At 36.5% G+C, this 17,273-nt stretch carries 17 protein-coding genes and 1 riboswitch; of the genes, 6 read left to right on the forward strand and 11 right to left on the reverse strand.

Annotated elements, in window-relative coordinates; genetic code table 11:
* Nucleotides 1–6: 6 nt before the first annotated feature.
* From I6L50_RS26500 to argC, 4 genes are read right to left on the reverse strand one after another with little or no spacing between them, the layout of a single operon-like run.
* On the reverse strand, nt 7–1,167 hold the full coding sequence (locus I6L50_RS26500; RefSeq protein ID WP_219303504.1) for an acetylornithine transaminase: 1,161 nt from the start codon (nt 1,165–1,167) through the stop codon (nt 7–9).
* Nucleotides 1,164–1,931 (reverse strand): acetylglutamate kinase, encoded by a 768-nt coding sequence (argB, locus tag I6L50_RS26505; protein ID WP_219303505.1) that lies wholly within the window; start codon nt 1,929–1,931, stop codon nt 1,164–1,166. Before argB ends, I6L50_RS26500 begins: the two co-directional genes overlap by 4 nt.
* 11 nt (nt 1,932–1,942) lie before the next feature.
* On the reverse strand, nt 1,943–3,166 hold the full coding sequence (argJ, locus tag I6L50_RS26510) for a bifunctional glutamate N-acetyltransferase/amino-acid acetyltransferase ArgJ (protein ID WP_219303506.1): 1,224 nt from the start codon (nt 3,164–3,166) through the stop codon (nt 1,943–1,945).
* A gap of 10 nt (nt 3,167–3,176) precedes the next feature.
* Nucleotides 3,177–4,214: an N-acetyl-gamma-glutamyl-phosphate reductase gene (argC, locus tag I6L50_RS26515; protein WP_002066994.1), complete on the reverse strand. Its 1,038-nt coding sequence runs from the start codon at nt 4,212–4,214 to the stop codon at nt 3,177–3,179.
* 223 nt (nt 4,215–4,437) lie between these two features.
* Here argC and I6L50_RS26520 point away from each other — a divergent pair, with 223 nt between their 5' ends.
* Complete coding sequence (locus tag I6L50_RS26520) at nt 4,438–4,623, forward strand: YqzH family protein (protein WP_219303507.1); 186 nt, start codon at nt 4,438–4,440, stop codon at nt 4,621–4,623.
* Nucleotides 4,624–4,652: 29 nt separating this feature from the next.
* Here the strand turns inward: I6L50_RS26520 and I6L50_RS26525 are convergent, their stop codons facing one another.
* Both I6L50_RS26525 and I6L50_RS26530 read right to left on the reverse strand, forming a co-directional pair.
* A complete protein-coding gene (locus I6L50_RS26525) occupies nt 4,653–5,447 on the reverse strand; it encodes an SDR family oxidoreductase (RefSeq protein ID WP_219303508.1) in 795 nt (264 codons plus the stop codon).
* A gap of 9 nt (nt 5,448–5,456) precedes the next feature.
* Nucleotides 5,457–6,410 (reverse strand): MBL fold metallo-hydrolase, encoded by a 954-nt coding sequence (locus tag I6L50_RS26530; RefSeq protein ID WP_113937107.1) that lies wholly within the window; start codon nt 6,408–6,410, stop codon nt 5,457–5,459.
* A 166-nt stretch (nt 6,411–6,576) separates the two neighbouring features.
* Here I6L50_RS26530 and proI point away from each other — a divergent pair, with 166 nt between their 5' ends.
* Nucleotides 6,577–7,416: a pyrroline-5-carboxylate reductase ProI gene (gene proI / locus I6L50_RS26535; RefSeq protein WP_219303509.1), complete on the forward strand. Its 840-nt coding sequence runs from the start codon at nt 6,577–6,579 to the stop codon at nt 7,414–7,416.
* Nucleotides 7,417–7,473: 57 nt separating this feature from the next.
* On the opposite strand, the gene sdaAA is transcribed toward proI, so the two are convergent.
* From sdaAA to rnz, 4 genes are all read right to left on the reverse strand, one after another.
* Nucleotides 7,474–8,352, reverse strand: coding sequence for an L-serine ammonia-lyase, iron-sulfur-dependent, subunit alpha (gene sdaAA, locus I6L50_RS26540; RefSeq protein WP_002033842.1), 879 nt, complete (start codon nt 8,350–8,352; stop codon nt 7,474–7,476).
* Nucleotides 8,353–8,370: 18 nt separating this feature from the next.
* Nucleotides 8,371–9,030: an L-serine ammonia-lyase, iron-sulfur-dependent subunit beta gene (gene sdaAB, locus I6L50_RS26545; RefSeq protein ID WP_002088527.1), complete on the reverse strand. Its 660-nt coding sequence runs from the start codon at nt 9,028–9,030 to the stop codon at nt 8,371–8,373.
* 37 nt (nt 9,031–9,067) lie between these two features.
* Nucleotides 9,068–9,412 carry a hypothetical protein gene (locus I6L50_RS26550; RefSeq protein ID WP_113937106.1) on the reverse strand — a complete coding sequence of 115 codons (345 nt, stop codon included), beginning with the start codon at nt 9,410–9,412 and terminating at the stop codon, nt 9,068–9,070.
* A 515-nt stretch (nt 9,413–9,927) separates the two neighbouring features.
* Nucleotides 9,928–10,851 carry a ribonuclease Z gene (gene rnz / locus I6L50_RS26555; protein WP_113937105.1) on the reverse strand — a complete coding sequence of 308 codons (924 nt, stop codon included), beginning with the start codon at nt 10,849–10,851 and terminating at the stop codon, nt 9,928–9,930.
* A 189-nt stretch (nt 10,852–11,040) separates the two neighbouring features.
* On the opposite strand from rnz, the gene I6L50_RS26560 reads away from it, so the two are divergent.
* The 3 genes from I6L50_RS26560 (at nt 11,041) to I6L50_RS26570 (ending at nt 15,471) form a co-directional block, all read left to right on the forward strand.
* Nucleotides 11,041–11,292: a DUF3932 family protein gene (locus I6L50_RS26560; RefSeq protein WP_000656495.1), complete on the forward strand. Its 252-nt coding sequence runs from the start codon at nt 11,041–11,043 to the stop codon at nt 11,290–11,292.
* Between the two features lie 196 nt (nt 11,293–11,488).
* Nucleotides 11,489–11,656: riboswitch (M-box (ykoK) riboswitch) on the forward strand.
* A 331-nt stretch (nt 11,657–11,987) separates the two neighbouring features.
* Nucleotides 11,988–14,693: a magnesium-translocating P-type ATPase gene (gene mgtA / locus I6L50_RS26565; RefSeq protein WP_219303510.1), complete on the forward strand. Its 2,706-nt coding sequence runs from the start codon at nt 11,988–11,990 to the stop codon at nt 14,691–14,693.
* A gap of 76 nt (nt 14,694–14,769) precedes the next feature.
* Nucleotides 14,770–15,471, forward strand: coding sequence for an MgtC/SapB family protein (locus I6L50_RS26570; RefSeq protein ID WP_016096135.1), 702 nt, complete (start codon nt 14,770–14,772; stop codon nt 15,469–15,471).
* Nucleotides 15,472–15,645: 174 nt separating this feature from the next.
* Here I6L50_RS26570 and I6L50_RS26575 read toward each other — a convergent pair whose 3' ends face one another.
* The gene (locus tag I6L50_RS26575) at nt 15,646–16,884 is read right to left on the reverse strand and encodes a DNA polymerase IV (RefSeq protein ID WP_219303511.1); all 1,239 of its coding nucleotides are present in this window, start codon (nt 16,882–16,884) and stop codon (nt 15,646–15,648) included.
* A 142-nt stretch (nt 16,885–17,026) separates the two neighbouring features.
* On the opposite strand from I6L50_RS26575, the gene I6L50_RS26580 reads away from it, so the two are divergent.
* Entirely contained in the window at nt 17,027–17,233 is a 207-nt protein-coding gene (locus I6L50_RS26580; protein ID WP_000809197.1) for a hypothetical protein, read from the forward strand.
* Nucleotides 17,234–17,273 lie beyond the last annotated feature (40 nt).

Here is a 17,273-nt window from a genome sequence, read left to right on the forward strand (position 1 = left end):
TCCCCCTTATATTATTGATGCATTTTTTGTACAAACCACTCTTTTTATCATATATATTGCCTGTTCTAGCTCTTCATTCGTTACAATAAGTGGTGGTAATAGTCTTATAACATTAGGCCCTGCTTGTAATACGAGAAGTCCTGCTTTTTCTAGTTGTTCTATGACATTTGCAACCTCATGCTTACATTCGATTCCAATCATAAGTCCCTTACCACGAATATTTTGAACACATTCAACGTGTCGTAATTCTTCTTGCAATTTCTTTAATACGTACTCGCCCTTTTCCTGTACCTCTTTAAAAAACGATTGTTCCTTAATGAATTGCAATACTTCTTTCGCTGCAGTCATAGCAATATAATTCCCACCGAAAGTTGAACCGTGTGACCCGGCAGTAAAAGAAGAACCTAGTTCTTTCCGGCCAATCATCGCTCCAACTGGAATACCATTCCCAAGCGCCTTTGCGATGGTAACGATATCAGGAACTATTCCCATTTGCTCATAAGCGAATAGTGTTCCTGTTCTGCCTATTCCAGTTTGTACTTCATCTATAATAAAAAGAGCATTGTACTCATTACATAGTTTTTCAATTTCCTTCAAAAAGGATGGATCAGCTAATATTACTCCTCCTTCTCCTTGAATAACTTCTACCATTACCGCCGCAACTTCTTCATTCATTACTTCCTCTAATGCTCGTATGTCGTTAAATGGTATATGTAAAAAAGACGGAAGTAATGGACCGAATCCTTCTTTCACTTTATCTTGCCCTGTTGCACTCATCGTTCCAAATGTTCTCCCGTGGAAAGATTGCTCACATGTTACTACGAGAGATTTTCCAGTATGCTTACGTGCTAGCTTTAAAGCCGCTTCATTTGCCTCCGCCCCGCTATTACAAAAAAACACATGATCTAATGCTGTATCTTCTGTTAATAATGATGCGACCTCTTCTTGTAAGGAGTTCGTAAATAAGTTAGATATATGCCATATATTTCTAAGTTGCTTTTCTACTGCCTTTACAACCTTAGGATGACAATGTCCTAAGTTACATACTCCAATACCAGAAGTAAAATCTAAATATTGCTCACCACTTTTATCAATAACTTTCGCCCCATTGCCCTTTACAAAGTCAATAGTTCTTCTCCCATACGTTTGAAAAAGATGACTTGTCATACGATACTCACTCCTTTTGTTACCGTAGTTCCAGCACACTCTCCTGTAACCTCAGTAAAATCCTTTGTACCATTTACGATACTAGCCTTTTTCACTCCCATTTTTAACGATGTAAGTGCCGCCTGTACTTTCGGAATCATTCCACCTGTAATGACGCCTTGTTCTATAAAAGTAAGAATTTCATATTCATCCGTTTTCTTTACCAATCTTCCTTCGTGTAATACTCCATCTACGTCCGTTATAAAAATGAGTTCTTTTGCGGATAGTGCATATGCTATTCCAGCTGCAGCGGTATCTGCATTTATGTTATAAACCTCATTACCATTTATCCCAATTGGGGCAATGACAGGAATATAATTCATATCTATCAACCCTTTCAATAGGGCTGTTTCTACATAACTTACTTCTCCTACATATCCTATCGCTTCGCCAACAGGTTGAACTTGAAGTAAATTACCGTCACATCCAGAAAGCCCCACCGCAAGTAAATCATGTTTTTGTAAATTCATTACGAATTTTTTATTCGTACTTCCGCATAGCACCATTTGAACAACATCCATAACCTCTTTCGGCGTTACTCTTAATCCATCTTTCTTTTCTATCTCGATATTAGAGTCTTCTAACTTGGCATCAATTTCTGGGCCACCGCCATGGACAATAACAACCTTATACTTATTTTGCAATTTCTTTATACAATCAAAAAAGACACTATTTAATCGATTCAACATGCTACCGCCACATTTAACTACAATATAATCACTCATCTTCTCTCTCCTTATGTACGATAACAAGCATTTATTTTCACATATTCATAACTTAAGTCGCAGCCCCAAGCTGATCCCGTTGCATCTCCTAAATGTAAACACACATCAATTTTTATTTCATGTTCTTGTAATTTCTTTGTCATTTCCTCTTCAGAAAACATTTGAGGCTCACTATTTTTTAATACGGCAATAGATTGAAGAGTGATATCAATTGTATTTGGGTTAATAATTACTTCACTCTGTCCAGTACTACTAATAATTCGTCCCCAATTTGGGTCCTCACCGTATATCGCTGTTTTCACAAGACTGGAACCGACTATTTGTTTTGCAATTTTCTTTGCTTCTTCATTTGTTCTAGCCCCTAACACGTTCACTTCTATTAACTTCGTAGCACCTTCACCATCTTGTGCAATTTTTTTCGCTAAATCTTCACATACCTTTTGTAAAGCAACTACGAAAGTTTCCCAGTCTTCATGTTCCATATTCATCGTTTTCGTTTCTGATAATCCACTTGCCATAGCGATGACCATATCATTTGTAGAAGTATCTCCGTCCACCGTAATTTGATTAAACGTATGATTCGTAATTTGTGATAATGCTGTTTGCAATACTTCATGCTCTATATTGGCGTCTGTTGTAATAAAACTAAGCATCGTTGCCATATTCGGTTTGATCATCCCTGAACCTTTTGCGACCCCAGCAATGATCACTGCTTCCCCATCAATTATCATCTCATAGCAAGTTTCTTTCGTTATAAGATCTGTCGTTAAAATTGCTTCACAAAAAGAATAAGCTTCACTTACTTCCTTTGTTGGCACAAGAGATTCAATTCCCTTTCGAATGATATCCATCGGTAAAGGTACTCCAATTACACCTGTTGAAGCGACTGCGACGTACTTTTCTTTTACTCCAAAGTGTTCCGCTCCTAATGTTCGCATCTCATAAGCATCTTGCAACCCTTTCATCCCCGTACAAGCATTTGCATTGCCGCTATTTACAACAATTGCTTGTAATTTCCCTTCTGCTGCTATGCTATCCTTCGTTACTTGCAACGGCGCTGCTTGTATTTGATTTGTTGTATACACAGCGGCACATGATGCTGGCACCTCACAAACGATTGCACCCATATCCTTTTTCACCTTTTTCAGACCATTTGCAGTACCGATTGCCAAAAAGCCTTTTGGTGTAACAATTGAACCATTTGCTAATTTTGTAATAGACGATGCTTTAATCATAATTTCCCCCTTATGGATAAAGCGGCATATGCTGTAAACCCGTTGTCTCTTCTAGTCCCGCTAATAAATTTGCATTTTGAACTGCTTGCCCTGCCGCACCTTTCATCATATTGTCTATAACAGAAACGACCGTAACTCTTTCTGTTCTTTCATCGTAAGCTATCCCAATATCACAATAATTTGAGCCCCTTACTTCTTTCGGACTTGGAAATTCTCCTTGCGAGCGAACTCGAACGAAAGCTGAGTATTCATACGTTTCTTCATACAACTTTTGAAGTTGCTCTATTTTCATTTCCTCTTTCACTTTCGCATAAAGTGTAATCATAATCCCTCGTGATATCGGTATTAAATGTGTACTAAACGTGATTGGCTTCGTTTCACGATTCCACTCTGCAAGCATTTGCTCAATCTCAGGAACATGCTGATGCTGATTAACTTTATAAATGTGTAAGTTATCGTATAACTCAGGAAAGTGAGTCATTGTTGTTGGCGTTTTGCCCGCTCCAGATACTCCTGATTTCGCATCAATAATAATCGAAGCTTCTTCAATCATGCCGCTACGTACTAACGGCGCTACCGCTAATAATGCAGCTGTAGCAAAACATCCTGGGTTTGCAATTAAATTTGCATTTTGGATCTCAGGCCTTTTCCATTCACTTAATCCATATACTGCTTTCCTAAGAAGTTCTTCCTGTGCAGCTGGCCTTTTATACCACAATTCATATGACGAGGGATCTATCATACGAAAGTCTCCAGATAGGTCAATTACTTTTAAACCTACTGCCAATAATTTTGGTGTTAACTCTGCCGATACTCCCGCTGGAGTTGCTAAAAATACAATTTCAGCTTCCTTCTCTATTTTCTCCGCATCAATTTCTTGTAACGTATGGACAAGAACATTTCGAAAATGCGGGTATACATTTGTTATAAATTCACCAACTTGTGAAAAAGAATGGAGAGATGCTATCGAAAAATATGGATGTTGCTCTAATAACCGAATTAACTCAATACCTCCATATCCAGTTGCTCCAATAATTGCGACTTTCATAAGCTCCTCCTCATATCTATTCTTTAAATTAAGTTTGATTATAATATTGCATAATTATAAAGTCAATTAAATATTTATAATTTTTAAAAACTTAAAAATATTACCCTCACTATAAAAGCGATATATATAAGTGGATTTTTATGCAAAAATAGTGCATAGTAGTATTTTTATTTCACTTCAAGTACAATAAAACAATACATGTATACATACAGGCGGGGAAAACATGAATAAAAAATTAATTGAGAAAATGATTATAAAAAGTTTTCGGCAATATCAATGTAATCCTGTTTCAAAAGAGGATCAGGCAACGCTAATTAAACATATTCAAATGATAATTCATTCAAATACTGAAATTGATGTATACGAAGCTGTTGAGGATATCGTTTACGATTATGTGACTGGAAAATAAAAAATAGGAGATTTCCATATGGAAATCTCCTATTTTTTACTTAATGATTTGCCTGCAATGCGTTCAAATAAACCTGGGAATAATGCGTAGAGCTTTGGCCCCATTCCCATCCACTTCGGCAAGTTTACTTCACGTTTTTTCGTTTGCATCGCCTTTACGATTTGTTCTGCTACATATGTTGGTTTTAACATGTAACGTCCCATATTTTTCACATATGTACCTGATTGATCGGCTATTTCAAAAAAGTTCGTATCTATCGGTCCTGGGTTAATTGCTGTTACATACACATTTGTGTTAGATAGCTCCATACGTAAACTATTCGTAAATCCTAATACAGCGTGTTTTGTCGCTGCATAAGCACTCGACTTCGGAGTTGCAATTTTTCCAGCCAATGAAGCAATATTAATAATTTGTCCTTCGTTCCTTTTTACCATATTAGGTAATACCGCTTTCGTACAAGCTACTAATCCAAATACATTTACTTGAAACATATCCTTTACTTCATCCATTGAAGCATCTTCAAACGTTTTAAAAATACCAAACCCAGCATTATTTACCAATATATCAATACGTCCTACTTCTTGTAATACCTTTGAAAAAACAGATTGTACTTTCGTTTCTTCACTTACATCTAATACATAGTAATAGCAAGGCGTATTATAAGCTACTTTAATTTTGTCTGCTAATGCTTGTAGCTTCTCTTCTGTTCGAGCCATTAATACCGGCGTCGCCCCTTGCTCTGCAACCTGCATTGCAACTTGCTCTCCAATTCCACTAGAAGCACCTGTAATGACGATTACTTTTTCTTGTAAACGTCCCGTCATTGCTGTCACCTACTTTGCATAATAAATCAATTGTTGTGAAGATTCATCAATCATCACTTGTTGATTATATGCTAAAAAGTCTAATTGTCCAACAGTTTCTGAGATAGTAAGTGGCAATTGCTCTTTATATAATACCGGAAATAGTTTTACACACACTTCAAATGCTGTCATTGGCTTTTCCTTTAATAGTTCAAGCACTTTAAAAGCACGTGTCTCTTGCTTTTGTAATCTTGTTTCAATAAGTTGTTTCACATTCAGAACATCTTCCCCATGCCCTGATAAAATCCGTGAAATATTCATTTCACTTAAACGTTTTAACGTTTGATTGTACTGCAATAAAGGATGCGCTCTTTCTGTTTGCCCTTCATATGGTGGTTCTAATATTGGATTTGAAGAAATATGACTAATGAGAGCATCCCCACCAATTAATATTCCATCAGATTCTCTATATAATGAAATATGAGTGGAAGCATGACCCGGGGTTTCAATCACTATAAATCCAGGTAACGAATCTATACGATCTCCCTCTCTCACGGTATGTGTTAACGATCTATTACAAGAATATTTAAGTGTCTTCGTCGTCAATAACGCCTCACCATTCAGAAATACTGCTGGAACGCCGAACTGCAAGGCTGTCTCTTTAAAAAATTCATGATACCTCTTTAAAAATTCAGCATTCTGTGTAATCCACGGTTCATTCCAAGGATGTCCGATAATCTTTACTTTTTCAGAAAATGTATTTAAAAGTCCGCAATGATCCGCATGGTGATGCGTAATCACTACCGTTTCAATATCTTCTATCTTATATCCTAATGCACCTAATTGACTTTCTAGTGCTTTCTTTGCTTCTTCTGTATTTGTCCCTGTATCAATTAACGTTAATGTTTCTCCCTCAACTAAAAACACATTCACTGTCTCAACTGCAAATGGAACAGGAATCTCCATTCGATGAATCGCCGTCATGCTTAGCCCCCCCTGTCTTTTTCCGGTTCAAAAATGAATACCTCTTCAGTTTACAACTTCCCTATAAATTTGTCATTATTTTCAGATAAAAAGAGGTCTTTTCCATAAAAAAACGAATGTATGTACATTTATAAGTATTTCTAACCAAATTTAAAGGAGGCACATCATGTCTATGCAAAACATTTCCTTTCTCGGTGCAGGCTCTATTGCCGAAGCGATTATTGGTGGCTTATTAAACGCAAATGTTGTTAAGGGAGAACACGTCACTGTAAGTAATCGTTCTAACGAGACAAGATTACAGGAGTTACATAAAAAATACGGTGCCAAAGGTACACATAATAAAAAGGAATTACTTGCTGATGCAAATATTCTTTTTCTAGCTATGAAGCCAAAAGATGTCGCAGAAGCGGTTATTCCTCTTAAAGAATACATAAATAATGACTTGCTTATTATTTCGTTATTAGCAGGTGTTTCTACTCATTCAATTAGAAACCTACTTCAAAAAGACGTTCCGATTATTCGTGCAATGCCAAATACATCTGCAGCCATTTTAAAATCCGCTACCGCTATCTCACCTTCAGAACACACAACAGAGGAACATATTCGCACTGCAACATCTTTATTTGAAACGATTGGTCTCGTCTCTGTAGTAGAAGAAGAAGATATGCATGCTATCACTGCATTATCCGGAAGTGGGCCAGCTTATATTTATTACGTGGTAGAAGCACTGGAAGAGGCAGCAAAAAAAATTGGTTTAAAAGAAGATGTTGCAAAATCTCTTATTCTTCAGACGATGATTGGTTCTGCTGAAATGCTAAAAGCAAGCGAAAAACACCCTTCTATTTTGCGAAAAGAAATTACTTCTCCTGGCGGAACAACTGAAGCAGGTATTGAAGTATTACAGGAGCATAATTTTCAACAAGCATTAATCTCATGTATTACACAAGCAACGAAACGATCACACGATCTTGGAAAAACATTAGAAGAAATAGCAAAAGAAAAATAAAAAACGGAGCTCAACTTTATTTGAGCTCCGTTTTTACTTTAATCATATGATATGCTTTTAGTTATTACTCTTACCAAAAATCTCTTCTTGCAAACGACGACCTGTCGGTGTTGCTGCAAGGCCACCTTCTGCTGTTTCACGAAGTGCTACTGGCATCGTTTGTCCAATTCTAAACATCGCCTCAATAACTTCATCACATGGAATTGTACTAGTTACACCAGCTAATGATAAATCAGCTGAAATCATGGCATTCGCAGCTCCTGCTGCATTACGTTTTACACAAGGTACTTCTACAAGCCCTGCAACAGGATCACATACTAAACCAAGCATATTCTTTAACGAAATCGCCATCGCTGTAGCTGCTTGATCTTGTGTTCCACCAGCCATCTCAACTGCTGCTGCAGCTGCCATTCCACTTGCTGAACCTACTTCAGCTTGGCAACCTCCTGCCGCGCCAGAAATACAAGCATTATTCGCAACAACCATACCGAAAGCTCCTGCTGTAAATAAAAATTCAATCATTTCTTCGCGTGTCGGCTGTAATTTTTCTTGCAGTGCAAACAGTACACCTGGCACTGTTCCAGCAGACCCTGCTGTTGGTGTTGCACAAATAATTCCCATCGCCGCATTTACTTCATTTGTCGCAACAGCTTTACTCACTGCGTCCAAAATCGTATCTCCAGATAAGCCTTTTCCACTCTGCATATACGCTTGGACTTTCACAGCATCCCCGCCAGTTAAACCAGTCGGTGATTTTACACCACGAATACCGCGTTCTACTGCTTGTTCCATCACGACTAAGTTCTTTTCCATTCCAGCAATTACTTCTTCACGTGAGATATTTCTTGTTTGCATTTCACATTGAATCATAATTTCTGCGATTTTTACATTTTGCTCTTTAGCTTGCGCCACTAGTTCCGCTGCGTTCCGAAACATGGTGTGTCCCCCCTGCAATTAATCCATAATAGTTACTTGACAAATATTTTGTTGCCCATTTATTTCCGCAATTACTTCATCTGCTAATAATTCATCTGTTTCAATGACCATAAGCGCTCTTCTTCCTTTTTCTTTACGAGAAACACTCATTGTACTTATGTTAATCTCATGCTTAGCAAGGATTGAAGCTACAGCTGCGATAGCACCAAAGCGATCGTTATTTACAATAAGTAGTGCTGGACTCGTGCCTGTTAATTGAAGATCGAATCCGTTTAATTCTACAACTTCAATTTTACCGCCACCAATTGAGCAAGCAACAACTTCAATTTCCTCTTCACCTTTATACAGACGAATTTTCGCTGTATTTGGATGCGGAGCATTTGCATCTTCTTCAATGAATTCCACTTCAATCCCGCGTTCTTTTGCAATATCTAACGCACTTGGAATACGTAAATCATCTGTTTCAAATCCTAGTATTCCACCGATTAGCGCTACATCCGTACCGTGACCACGGTATGTTTTTGCAAATGAACCATATAATGAAATGCTAACTCTCTCTGGTTCATGACGAAACAGCTGACGAGCAACTTGCCCCATTCTTGCCGCGCCTGCTGTATGTGAACTTGATGGACCAATCATAACCGGACCAATAATATCAAACACTGAGCGATACTTCATCATAACTCCCCCTAAACCTCTATGAAAAAATTATTTACTATTCTATTAAGCTACCGAATCGGTTGCTGTTCCAGTCGTACCACGAATTTGTTCCGCTGTAAGAATTGGATAGTTTTTGAATAACAGTGAAGCAATATATCCTGAAATAATACCAGTTATAATAATAAATAAGAAACTTAGCATTACCTGCATTTAAAAATAATATAAGATAGTCCATAATAAAGTCTGGTAGCAATCCAAAGTTTAACACAGAACCCCTTACAAGCATAGCATAAACAAGTGAAACTCCCATTGCTTTCATACCTTTTGATGTTTTAAAGCTAAAAAGTGAAAAAAGACTTAGTACAAATAATAGTAATATCCTTCCTATTATAATTTCCATGTTGCTCTCTCACGATTTAGTCAACTTCACTTGTTATGACAAATGGCTAAAACGCATGTAGCCTACAATAAAGTGAAACTTTAATCAGTGGGGTTTTGTCCATCCCCCACTGATTATTAGCCCACACCAATCGGGCTTTTACGGGCAGTTATCTCCCACCTAACTTCCTCGCATTCGCCGAATTCTGAGATGGGAGTCTTACTGTCCGCAAATAGCGGGATAAATTATAATCTGCCCTCATTATAGCTTGTTTTTAATAAAACGCTTACTTTTAATGAATTTTAAAAGTTCTGAATAAAAATCCGTTTTTGCTACTTGTACCACTCGTATGTCGTCTGACTTATATAACAGTTTTTCTAAATGATCGGTATTATGTATTTTTACCCTATATCTTCACATCATTAAAACTTTCTGTTTCATCCTATATAAAAATAAAATGATAACAGTTTTATTTTTAATTTTTTTTAGAAATAAAAAAAATGGCAACCTATCGTCACCATTTTTTCACAACATTATTATCTGTCTACTGGAAATGATTTTAAATCCGTAGCTATTTCTGTATTAGAAAATAGCTCTCTTGCCTCTTTCAATAATTCCTTATATGTATCTCCTTGATAACGAGAACTAATATGAGTCAATATTAAGCGTTTTGCATTTGCCTGAAGTGCAATACTCGCAGCTTGCTTAGATGTGGAATGAAAATAATCATACGCTTGTTGTTCATCTTCTGCCGCAAAAGTTGCTTCATGAACAAGTACGTCAGCATCTTGCGCAAGCTCTCTACTCGCTTCGCAATATCGTGTATCGCCTAAAATTGTAATAACTCTTCCTTTTTGAGGCGGGCCAATAAAATCTTTTCCATCTAACACTGTGCCATTCTCTAATTCAACTACTTCACCATCTTTTAAGCGTTTAAAAACTGGACCAGGTTTCACACCCATTCCCAGTAACTTATCCACTAAAAGAGCTCCCTGTATATCTTTCTCTACAATTCGATATCCGAAACATTCAATTCCATGTGATAACCTTTTTGTTTCTACACAAAATTCATTATCCTCAAACACAATACCTTCTTCCGTAATCTCAACGATTTCAAGCGGATATTTAACATGTGTCGTACTTACTGATAATGCCACTTCAATAAATTGTTTAATTCCTTTTGGTCCATACACTGTTAAAGGTGTAGTCCCTCCTTGAAACGAACGGCTTCCTAATAAACCAGGCAACCCAAAAATATGATCACCATGTAAATGCGTAATAAATATTTTTTCAATGCGGCGTGGACGTACTGATGTATGTAATATTTGATGTTGCGTCGCCTCGCCACAATCAAATAACCAAGTCTGTCCTCGTTCTTCTAGCAATTGCAGAGCAATTGCTGAAACATTCCTTCCTTTCGAAGGAACACCTGCACCAGTTCCTAAAAATACAAATTCCACTTTCTTTCCTCCAGCTCTTTATATAATCTATCTTTCATCTTACGGAATGTTATTTCAAATGGCAAATCGAATTTACATAACCAATCATCTAGACAACTATATAACACGAACGTTATAATCAAAAAACTTAGTAATTGTTCGTGTTTTATGTTAAAATGATTATACTACATTTTAAGGGAGCGTTTTATTATGAAAGAAGCATTTCGTTTACAAACTGATTTTTCATCTTCATTTGATCGCTGGGTAAGTTCTTTCGTTTCTGATCACCCAGCACAATTAGAATGGACGACTTTAAAAGAATTAATCCATGAATATACAACAACACATACAAATGATTCGTTACCAACATATATTTCCTCAGCTTTAACATATTACGCACAACGCGTTTCAACAACAAACAGTTCAGAAATTGTTATTTTTGAAAATGCTACAATCTCATAATCTAAAATAAAAAAGCACTGATTACAGTGCTTTTTATTTATGTTCATTAAAGTATTTATTTTCCCGCCTTATTTCAAAAACTCCGCTTATTTCCTACTATATAGCCATCATAAATCTATTTGATTTTTCGAAAAAATAGATTAAAAAGATATTGACACTACGATTTTACAGTGCTAACATTCAACTTGTAATTGAATATGGTCTCTGTTAGGTGAGGCTCCTGTATAGAGAAACGCTGCTGCCCAAAAATGTCGAGAGACGCCAATGGGTCAACAGGAAAGGTCGGAATGAAGGCCTTTCTTAACGTAGCTGGTTTCAGTACCTATGCTATACAGTGCTAAAACTCAACGAGGGAGAGGTGCGTATGTTTTGTCATACACAAAAACTGTTTTTATCTATGCTTACTAACAGTCTTTGTTGTTGACTCTTTTTGACTACGAATTCAGACCTTTACTCGTTTTGAGTAAAGGTCTTTTTTATGTCTTTATGCACCTTACTATGAAACAAACATAGCATATTCAGAAACTACTAATTGTACGGAGGTGAGGAACAGTGGCAAGTGATGATTCGGCCCAGATACCCATATGTTTTACGTTAATATTTCACCATGTAGGTAGGAAAGAAGCTGTTCCTCCCAATTTTAAATAGTCGAGTAACAGATTGTTTCCTCCTTCATGAAAGAGGAGGAACTACCAATGTTAAATTTACAAAGACAAGAAACAAAGCATGCTTACGATCAAGATAGCATGAAAGCAAATAACGAATTATTAGTGGAAGTTGCAACACAGGATGTAAACTCTGCGTTAAAACTCTTAGAAACAACACAAGATGGTCTCTCTAAACAAGAAGCGTCTCGTAGACTTTCTTTATACGGTCCGAACGAAATTGCTCATAATAAAACATTGCCATGGTATATTCAATTTCTGCTGGCATTTAAAAATCCATTTATTTTTGTTTTGTTAGCTCTTGGAGCACTCTCTTTTTTCACAGATGATATACAAGGAACAATTGTCGTATCTGTAATGGTACTGCTAAGTGCAACGATTCGCTTTTTACAAGAATTCCGCTCTCAGAAAGCGGCGGATAAGTTAAAGGCTATGGTTCGAACAACTGCGAGTGTCTTTAGAATAGATGGATTTGTACACGAAACAAAAAACGTAACAAATTTAAATCGAAATTACACAACAGAAATTCCAATTGAAGAACTTGTACCTGGCGATATTATTTCACTTTCAGCTGGTGATATCGTGCCAGCTGATGTGCGTATTTTATCCGCAAAAGATTTATTTGTTAATCAGTCTTCTTTAACCGGGGAAGCACTTCCTGTAGAAAAATACGAAAACTGCTACCATACGGAAAATAAACATATATTACCGAATAACATGAAAAAAAATTACAATCCGCTCGATATGGAAAACCTTTGCTTTATGGGTACAAATATTGTTAGCGGTAGCGCAAAAGCTGTTGTTGTTTCAACTAGTACGGATACGTATTTCGGCTCTTTAGCAAAAAAGGTTATCGGAAAACGTGCAGAAACAAGCTTTGATAAAGGCGTAAACAAAGTAAGTTGGCTCTTAATCACATTCATGCTTATTATGGCACCCATTGTCCTTCTCATTAATGGATTCACAAAAGGAGATTGGCAAGAAGCTTTCTTCTTTGCTATTGCTGTTGCAGTTGGTCTTACACCTGAAATGCTGCCAATGATTGTAACTGCTAATTTAGCTAAAGGTGCCGTTAACATGTCTAAACAAAAAGTAATTGTAAAACAGCTCAACTCTATTCAAAACTTAGGTGCTATGAACATTCTTTGCACAGATAAAACTGGAACTTTAACAGAAGATAAAGTTGTCCTAGTTCGTCATTTAGATCCTAACGGAAATGAATGCGATCGTGTATTACACTTTGCCTATTTAAATAGCTTCTATCAAACGGGATTGAAAAATTTAATAGATAAAGCTGTTATTGAACATACAGAGGAAAACCATAAATTTGATCCATCAGCTTTTCAAAAGCTAGATGAAATTCCATTCGATTTTGCTCGTCGTCGTATGTCTGTCATCGTGAAAGATATTTCAGGTGAACATACAATGGTTTGTAAAGGTGCCGTAGAAGAAATTTTATCAATCTGTAATTACACTGAAGTTGATGGGCAAATTGTCCCTCTCACTGAAGAAATGAGAGCAAATGTAAAACATCTTAGCGAAACTTTAAATAGTGAAGGAATGCGTGTCATCGCTGTAGCATACAAGAAAGATAACAAACCTTATCATAAAGCTTATGCAGTACAAGATGAATCCGCTATGATCCTTACTGGATATATCGGCTTTTTAGATCCACCAAAACCATCTGCTGCTTCTGCAATTCAAGCATTGCAAAAACACGGCGTACAAGTGAAAATCTTAACTGGTGATAACGAAATTGTTACAAGAAAGGTTTGTAAAGACGTTGGATTAAATATAGGAGAGCCTGTCCTCGGTTACGAAATCGATTCTTTACCAGATAAAGCATTAGCAAAACTGGCAGAAGAAACAACAGTGTTCGCAAAACTAAATCCAATGCAAAAATCTCGTATTATTCACGTATTACAAGGTAATGGTCATACTGTAGGTTACATGGGCGATGGCATTAACGATGCCGTGGCATTACGTGAAGCTGACGTTGGAATATCTGTTGATACCGCTACCGATATCGCAAAAGAATCTTCTGATATTATTTTACTCGAAAAAAGTTTAACTATATTAGAAGCAGGTATTTTAGAGGGACGTACTACGTTCGGCAATATTTTAAAATATATCAAAATGACGGCGAGCTCTAACTTCGGAAATGTATTTAGTGTATTAATAGCAAGTGCTTTCATTCCATTTTTACCGATGCTTGCAATTCATCTCTTAATTCAAAACTTACTTTATGATATTTCACAGCTTTCAATTCCATGGGATAAAATGGATAAGGAATTTCTAGAGAAGCCTAGAAAATGGGATACTGCAAACTTGCGTAACTTCATTATTTGCATCGGTCCAATTAGCTCTATATTCGATATTATCACATTCGTTGTCATGTGGAATGTATTCGGTGCAAATACACCTGGAGAACAATCACTATTCCAATCTGGTTGGTTTGTCGTCGGGTTACTAACTCAAACATTAATTGTCCATATGATCAGAACACAGAAAATTCCGTTTATTAAAAGTACAGCATCAATACCAGTTCTTGTATTAACCGCTTGTATTATGGCAATCGGAATTTACATTCCATTCTCACCACTTGGTGCAGCAATTGGTTTACAAGCATTACCACTAAGCTATTTCCCGTGGCTCATAGGAATATTATTAGGTTATGCTTTCTTAACACAATTCCTGAAAAAGCTTTATATTAAAAAATTCCATAGCTGGTTGTAAAAATGAGAATGAGTGGGTATTTCTCACTCATTCTCAAAAAATATAACATGTACTTATATGTATGGAGGTGACCATGATGATATGGTATGACATCGTATTAAGGTTATTTATAGCAATTATTGTAGGAGCTTGCATCGGAATGGAAAGACAATGGAGACATCGAATGGCTGGTTTGCGGACAAATGCTCTCGTATCACTTGGCGCCTGTATATTTGTTTTATTATCCGTCATGCTTGATCATGATGCTAGTCCATCACGCATCGCCGCTCAAGTTGTTAGTGGTATTGGCTTTTTAGGAGGCGGTGTTATTATTCGTGACGGTTTTAGTATTAGAGGGTTAAATACAGCGGCAACTTTATGGTGTGCAGCTGCTGTTGGTACTCTTACAGGTGCTGGCTTCCTCGTTGCAGCTATGCTAGGTGCAGCCGGCGTCTTACTAGCAAATATACTACTACGCCCAATCGCTCTATTTATGAATAATAAATCAAAAGAAGATTTACCCGAGCAAACAAACTACTTACTTTCTCTTACTTGTTCAGAAGAAAATGAAGCACATATTCGTTTTCTTCTCATGCACATGGTAAGTTCTGAAGGTATCGGTTTAAAAGAATTGTACAGTGAAGACGTTGATTCTAACCAAAAAGTATGTATACAAGCTACATTACATTGCAATACAAATGCAGCTGTCTTAATTGAAAAAATAGTAAGTAGAATGCTTTTAGAATCCGGTGTTACTGCCGCGGGGTGGAAGACAACACTAGACTTAGAAGCAAGTTAAATCATAAAGGTGTCATGAATAAAACAGAAGATTTAATATTCATGACACCTTCTGTTTTATTTTCAAGTTATTAGCAACCGCTAGGAATAACTAAAAGTAATCCATACTCATTCAATCTTTTTGTTTCAATTTAGTATGGGGCTAAAAAAGAAGGGTTTAAATCTCTAAAACCTTCTACATAAACTTATTTTCTAATTTTTGCTGAAACGACTTTTCTTGCTTACGCAATAATTGACTACCTCTCTGTAAAAGAGGTGTTCCATACTTTTCATTAATTTGATCAATAACAGCAAGTAACGGCTCTTCTTTCGCATCTTCTTCGAATGAAAACAAATCTAACTGTTTCACTGATTCTGTCTTCCACTCTAATTCAGTAGCTGTAACACCTAACAGACGAACAGAATCACCATCCCAGTGTTGCTTCCATAAACGTGATGCTGATTGGAAAATAACCCGTTCTTCCCATATTGCATTTTTCAATTGTTTACTCCGTGTTACCGTGCGACGATCATGGTATTTAATCATAATTTGAATGTTATAACTAACGAGAGTTCGTTTTTGTAGCCTTTTGCTTACTGATTTCGATAATCTTTCTAACATATCAAGTAATTCTTTTTCTTCGTCCATATCCTTTGAGAAAGTCATCGAATTTCCAACGCTTTTATGTTGTCCCATTTGATTCGGATCAACTTCCCTGTCATCCATACCTTTTGCACGTTTTTGTAAATCAACACCGTGCTTTCCAATTTTAGCGCGAATGATATGCTCGTCTCCTTTTGCTAACTGTTCAATTGTATGTATATGAATGTCTTTTAGTTTTTCAGCTGTTTTCTCTCCGATTCCATGCATCTCTGCAACTGATCGTGGCCAAATAATTTCTGGGATATCACGTTTTCGAAGTACTGTAATTCCAAGAGGTTTTTTCATATCTGAAGCAGTCTTTGCTAGGAAAAGGTTTGGGGCAATCCCAATGCTACATGGAAGCTGTAACTCTGTTAGTAACGCTTGTTGAATCATCTTCGCTATTTCAAGAGGCGAACCGAGCGCATAGCAATCTGTAATATCTAAATACCCTTCATCTATAGAAAACGGTTGTATTTTTTCTGTAAAACGGGAAAGAATTTGAAACATTTGAAATGAAGCTTCTCGATATAATGTAAAATTAGGGTGCCTCACAACTAATTGCGGGCATAATCGCTTCGCTTCCCATAGAGGCATCGTCGTACGTATTCCATATTCTCTCGCCTCATAACTACATGTTATGATAATCCCTTTTCTCTCTTTTTCATTCCCCGCAATCGCTAATGGCTTTCCTTGTAATGATGGGTCATGAGCAATTTCAACAGATGCGAAAAAGCAATTCATATCTACATGTAAAATGACACGACCATTTTTCGGATACATTTCTCGCATACTACTCACCCCCAAAAGAACATTTGTTCCTTCATTATATCAAATTTCTTTACACTTTATAATAATTATTGGCTTTTCTCTATCTATTTTTTGTTATACTGTACGTAACAAATGGATATTATTGTAAAGGAGATGAATCGTTATGAAACAACATAATAAACTCAATTATGTATTTATTATTATTATAGTAATCCTTGCGATTAATTATTTGTTACTTCCCCTTTTTAACATTAACATTTACGCTTTAGGAATCTTCTCTCATTTCATACGTTTTACAACAACTTATGTACTTCCGTGGGTCTTCTTATATTGGCTTATCCGCCTTGTGAAAGCAATTGAATCAAAATAAAAAAAAGACGTGTAAACCATAATTGGTTCACGCGTCTTTT

The organism is Bacillus sp. FDAARGOS_1420 (assembly GCF_019344915.1).
GTDB classification, from domain to species: Bacteria; Bacillota; Bacilli; order Bacillales; family Bacillaceae_G; genus Bacillus_A; species Bacillus_A mycoides.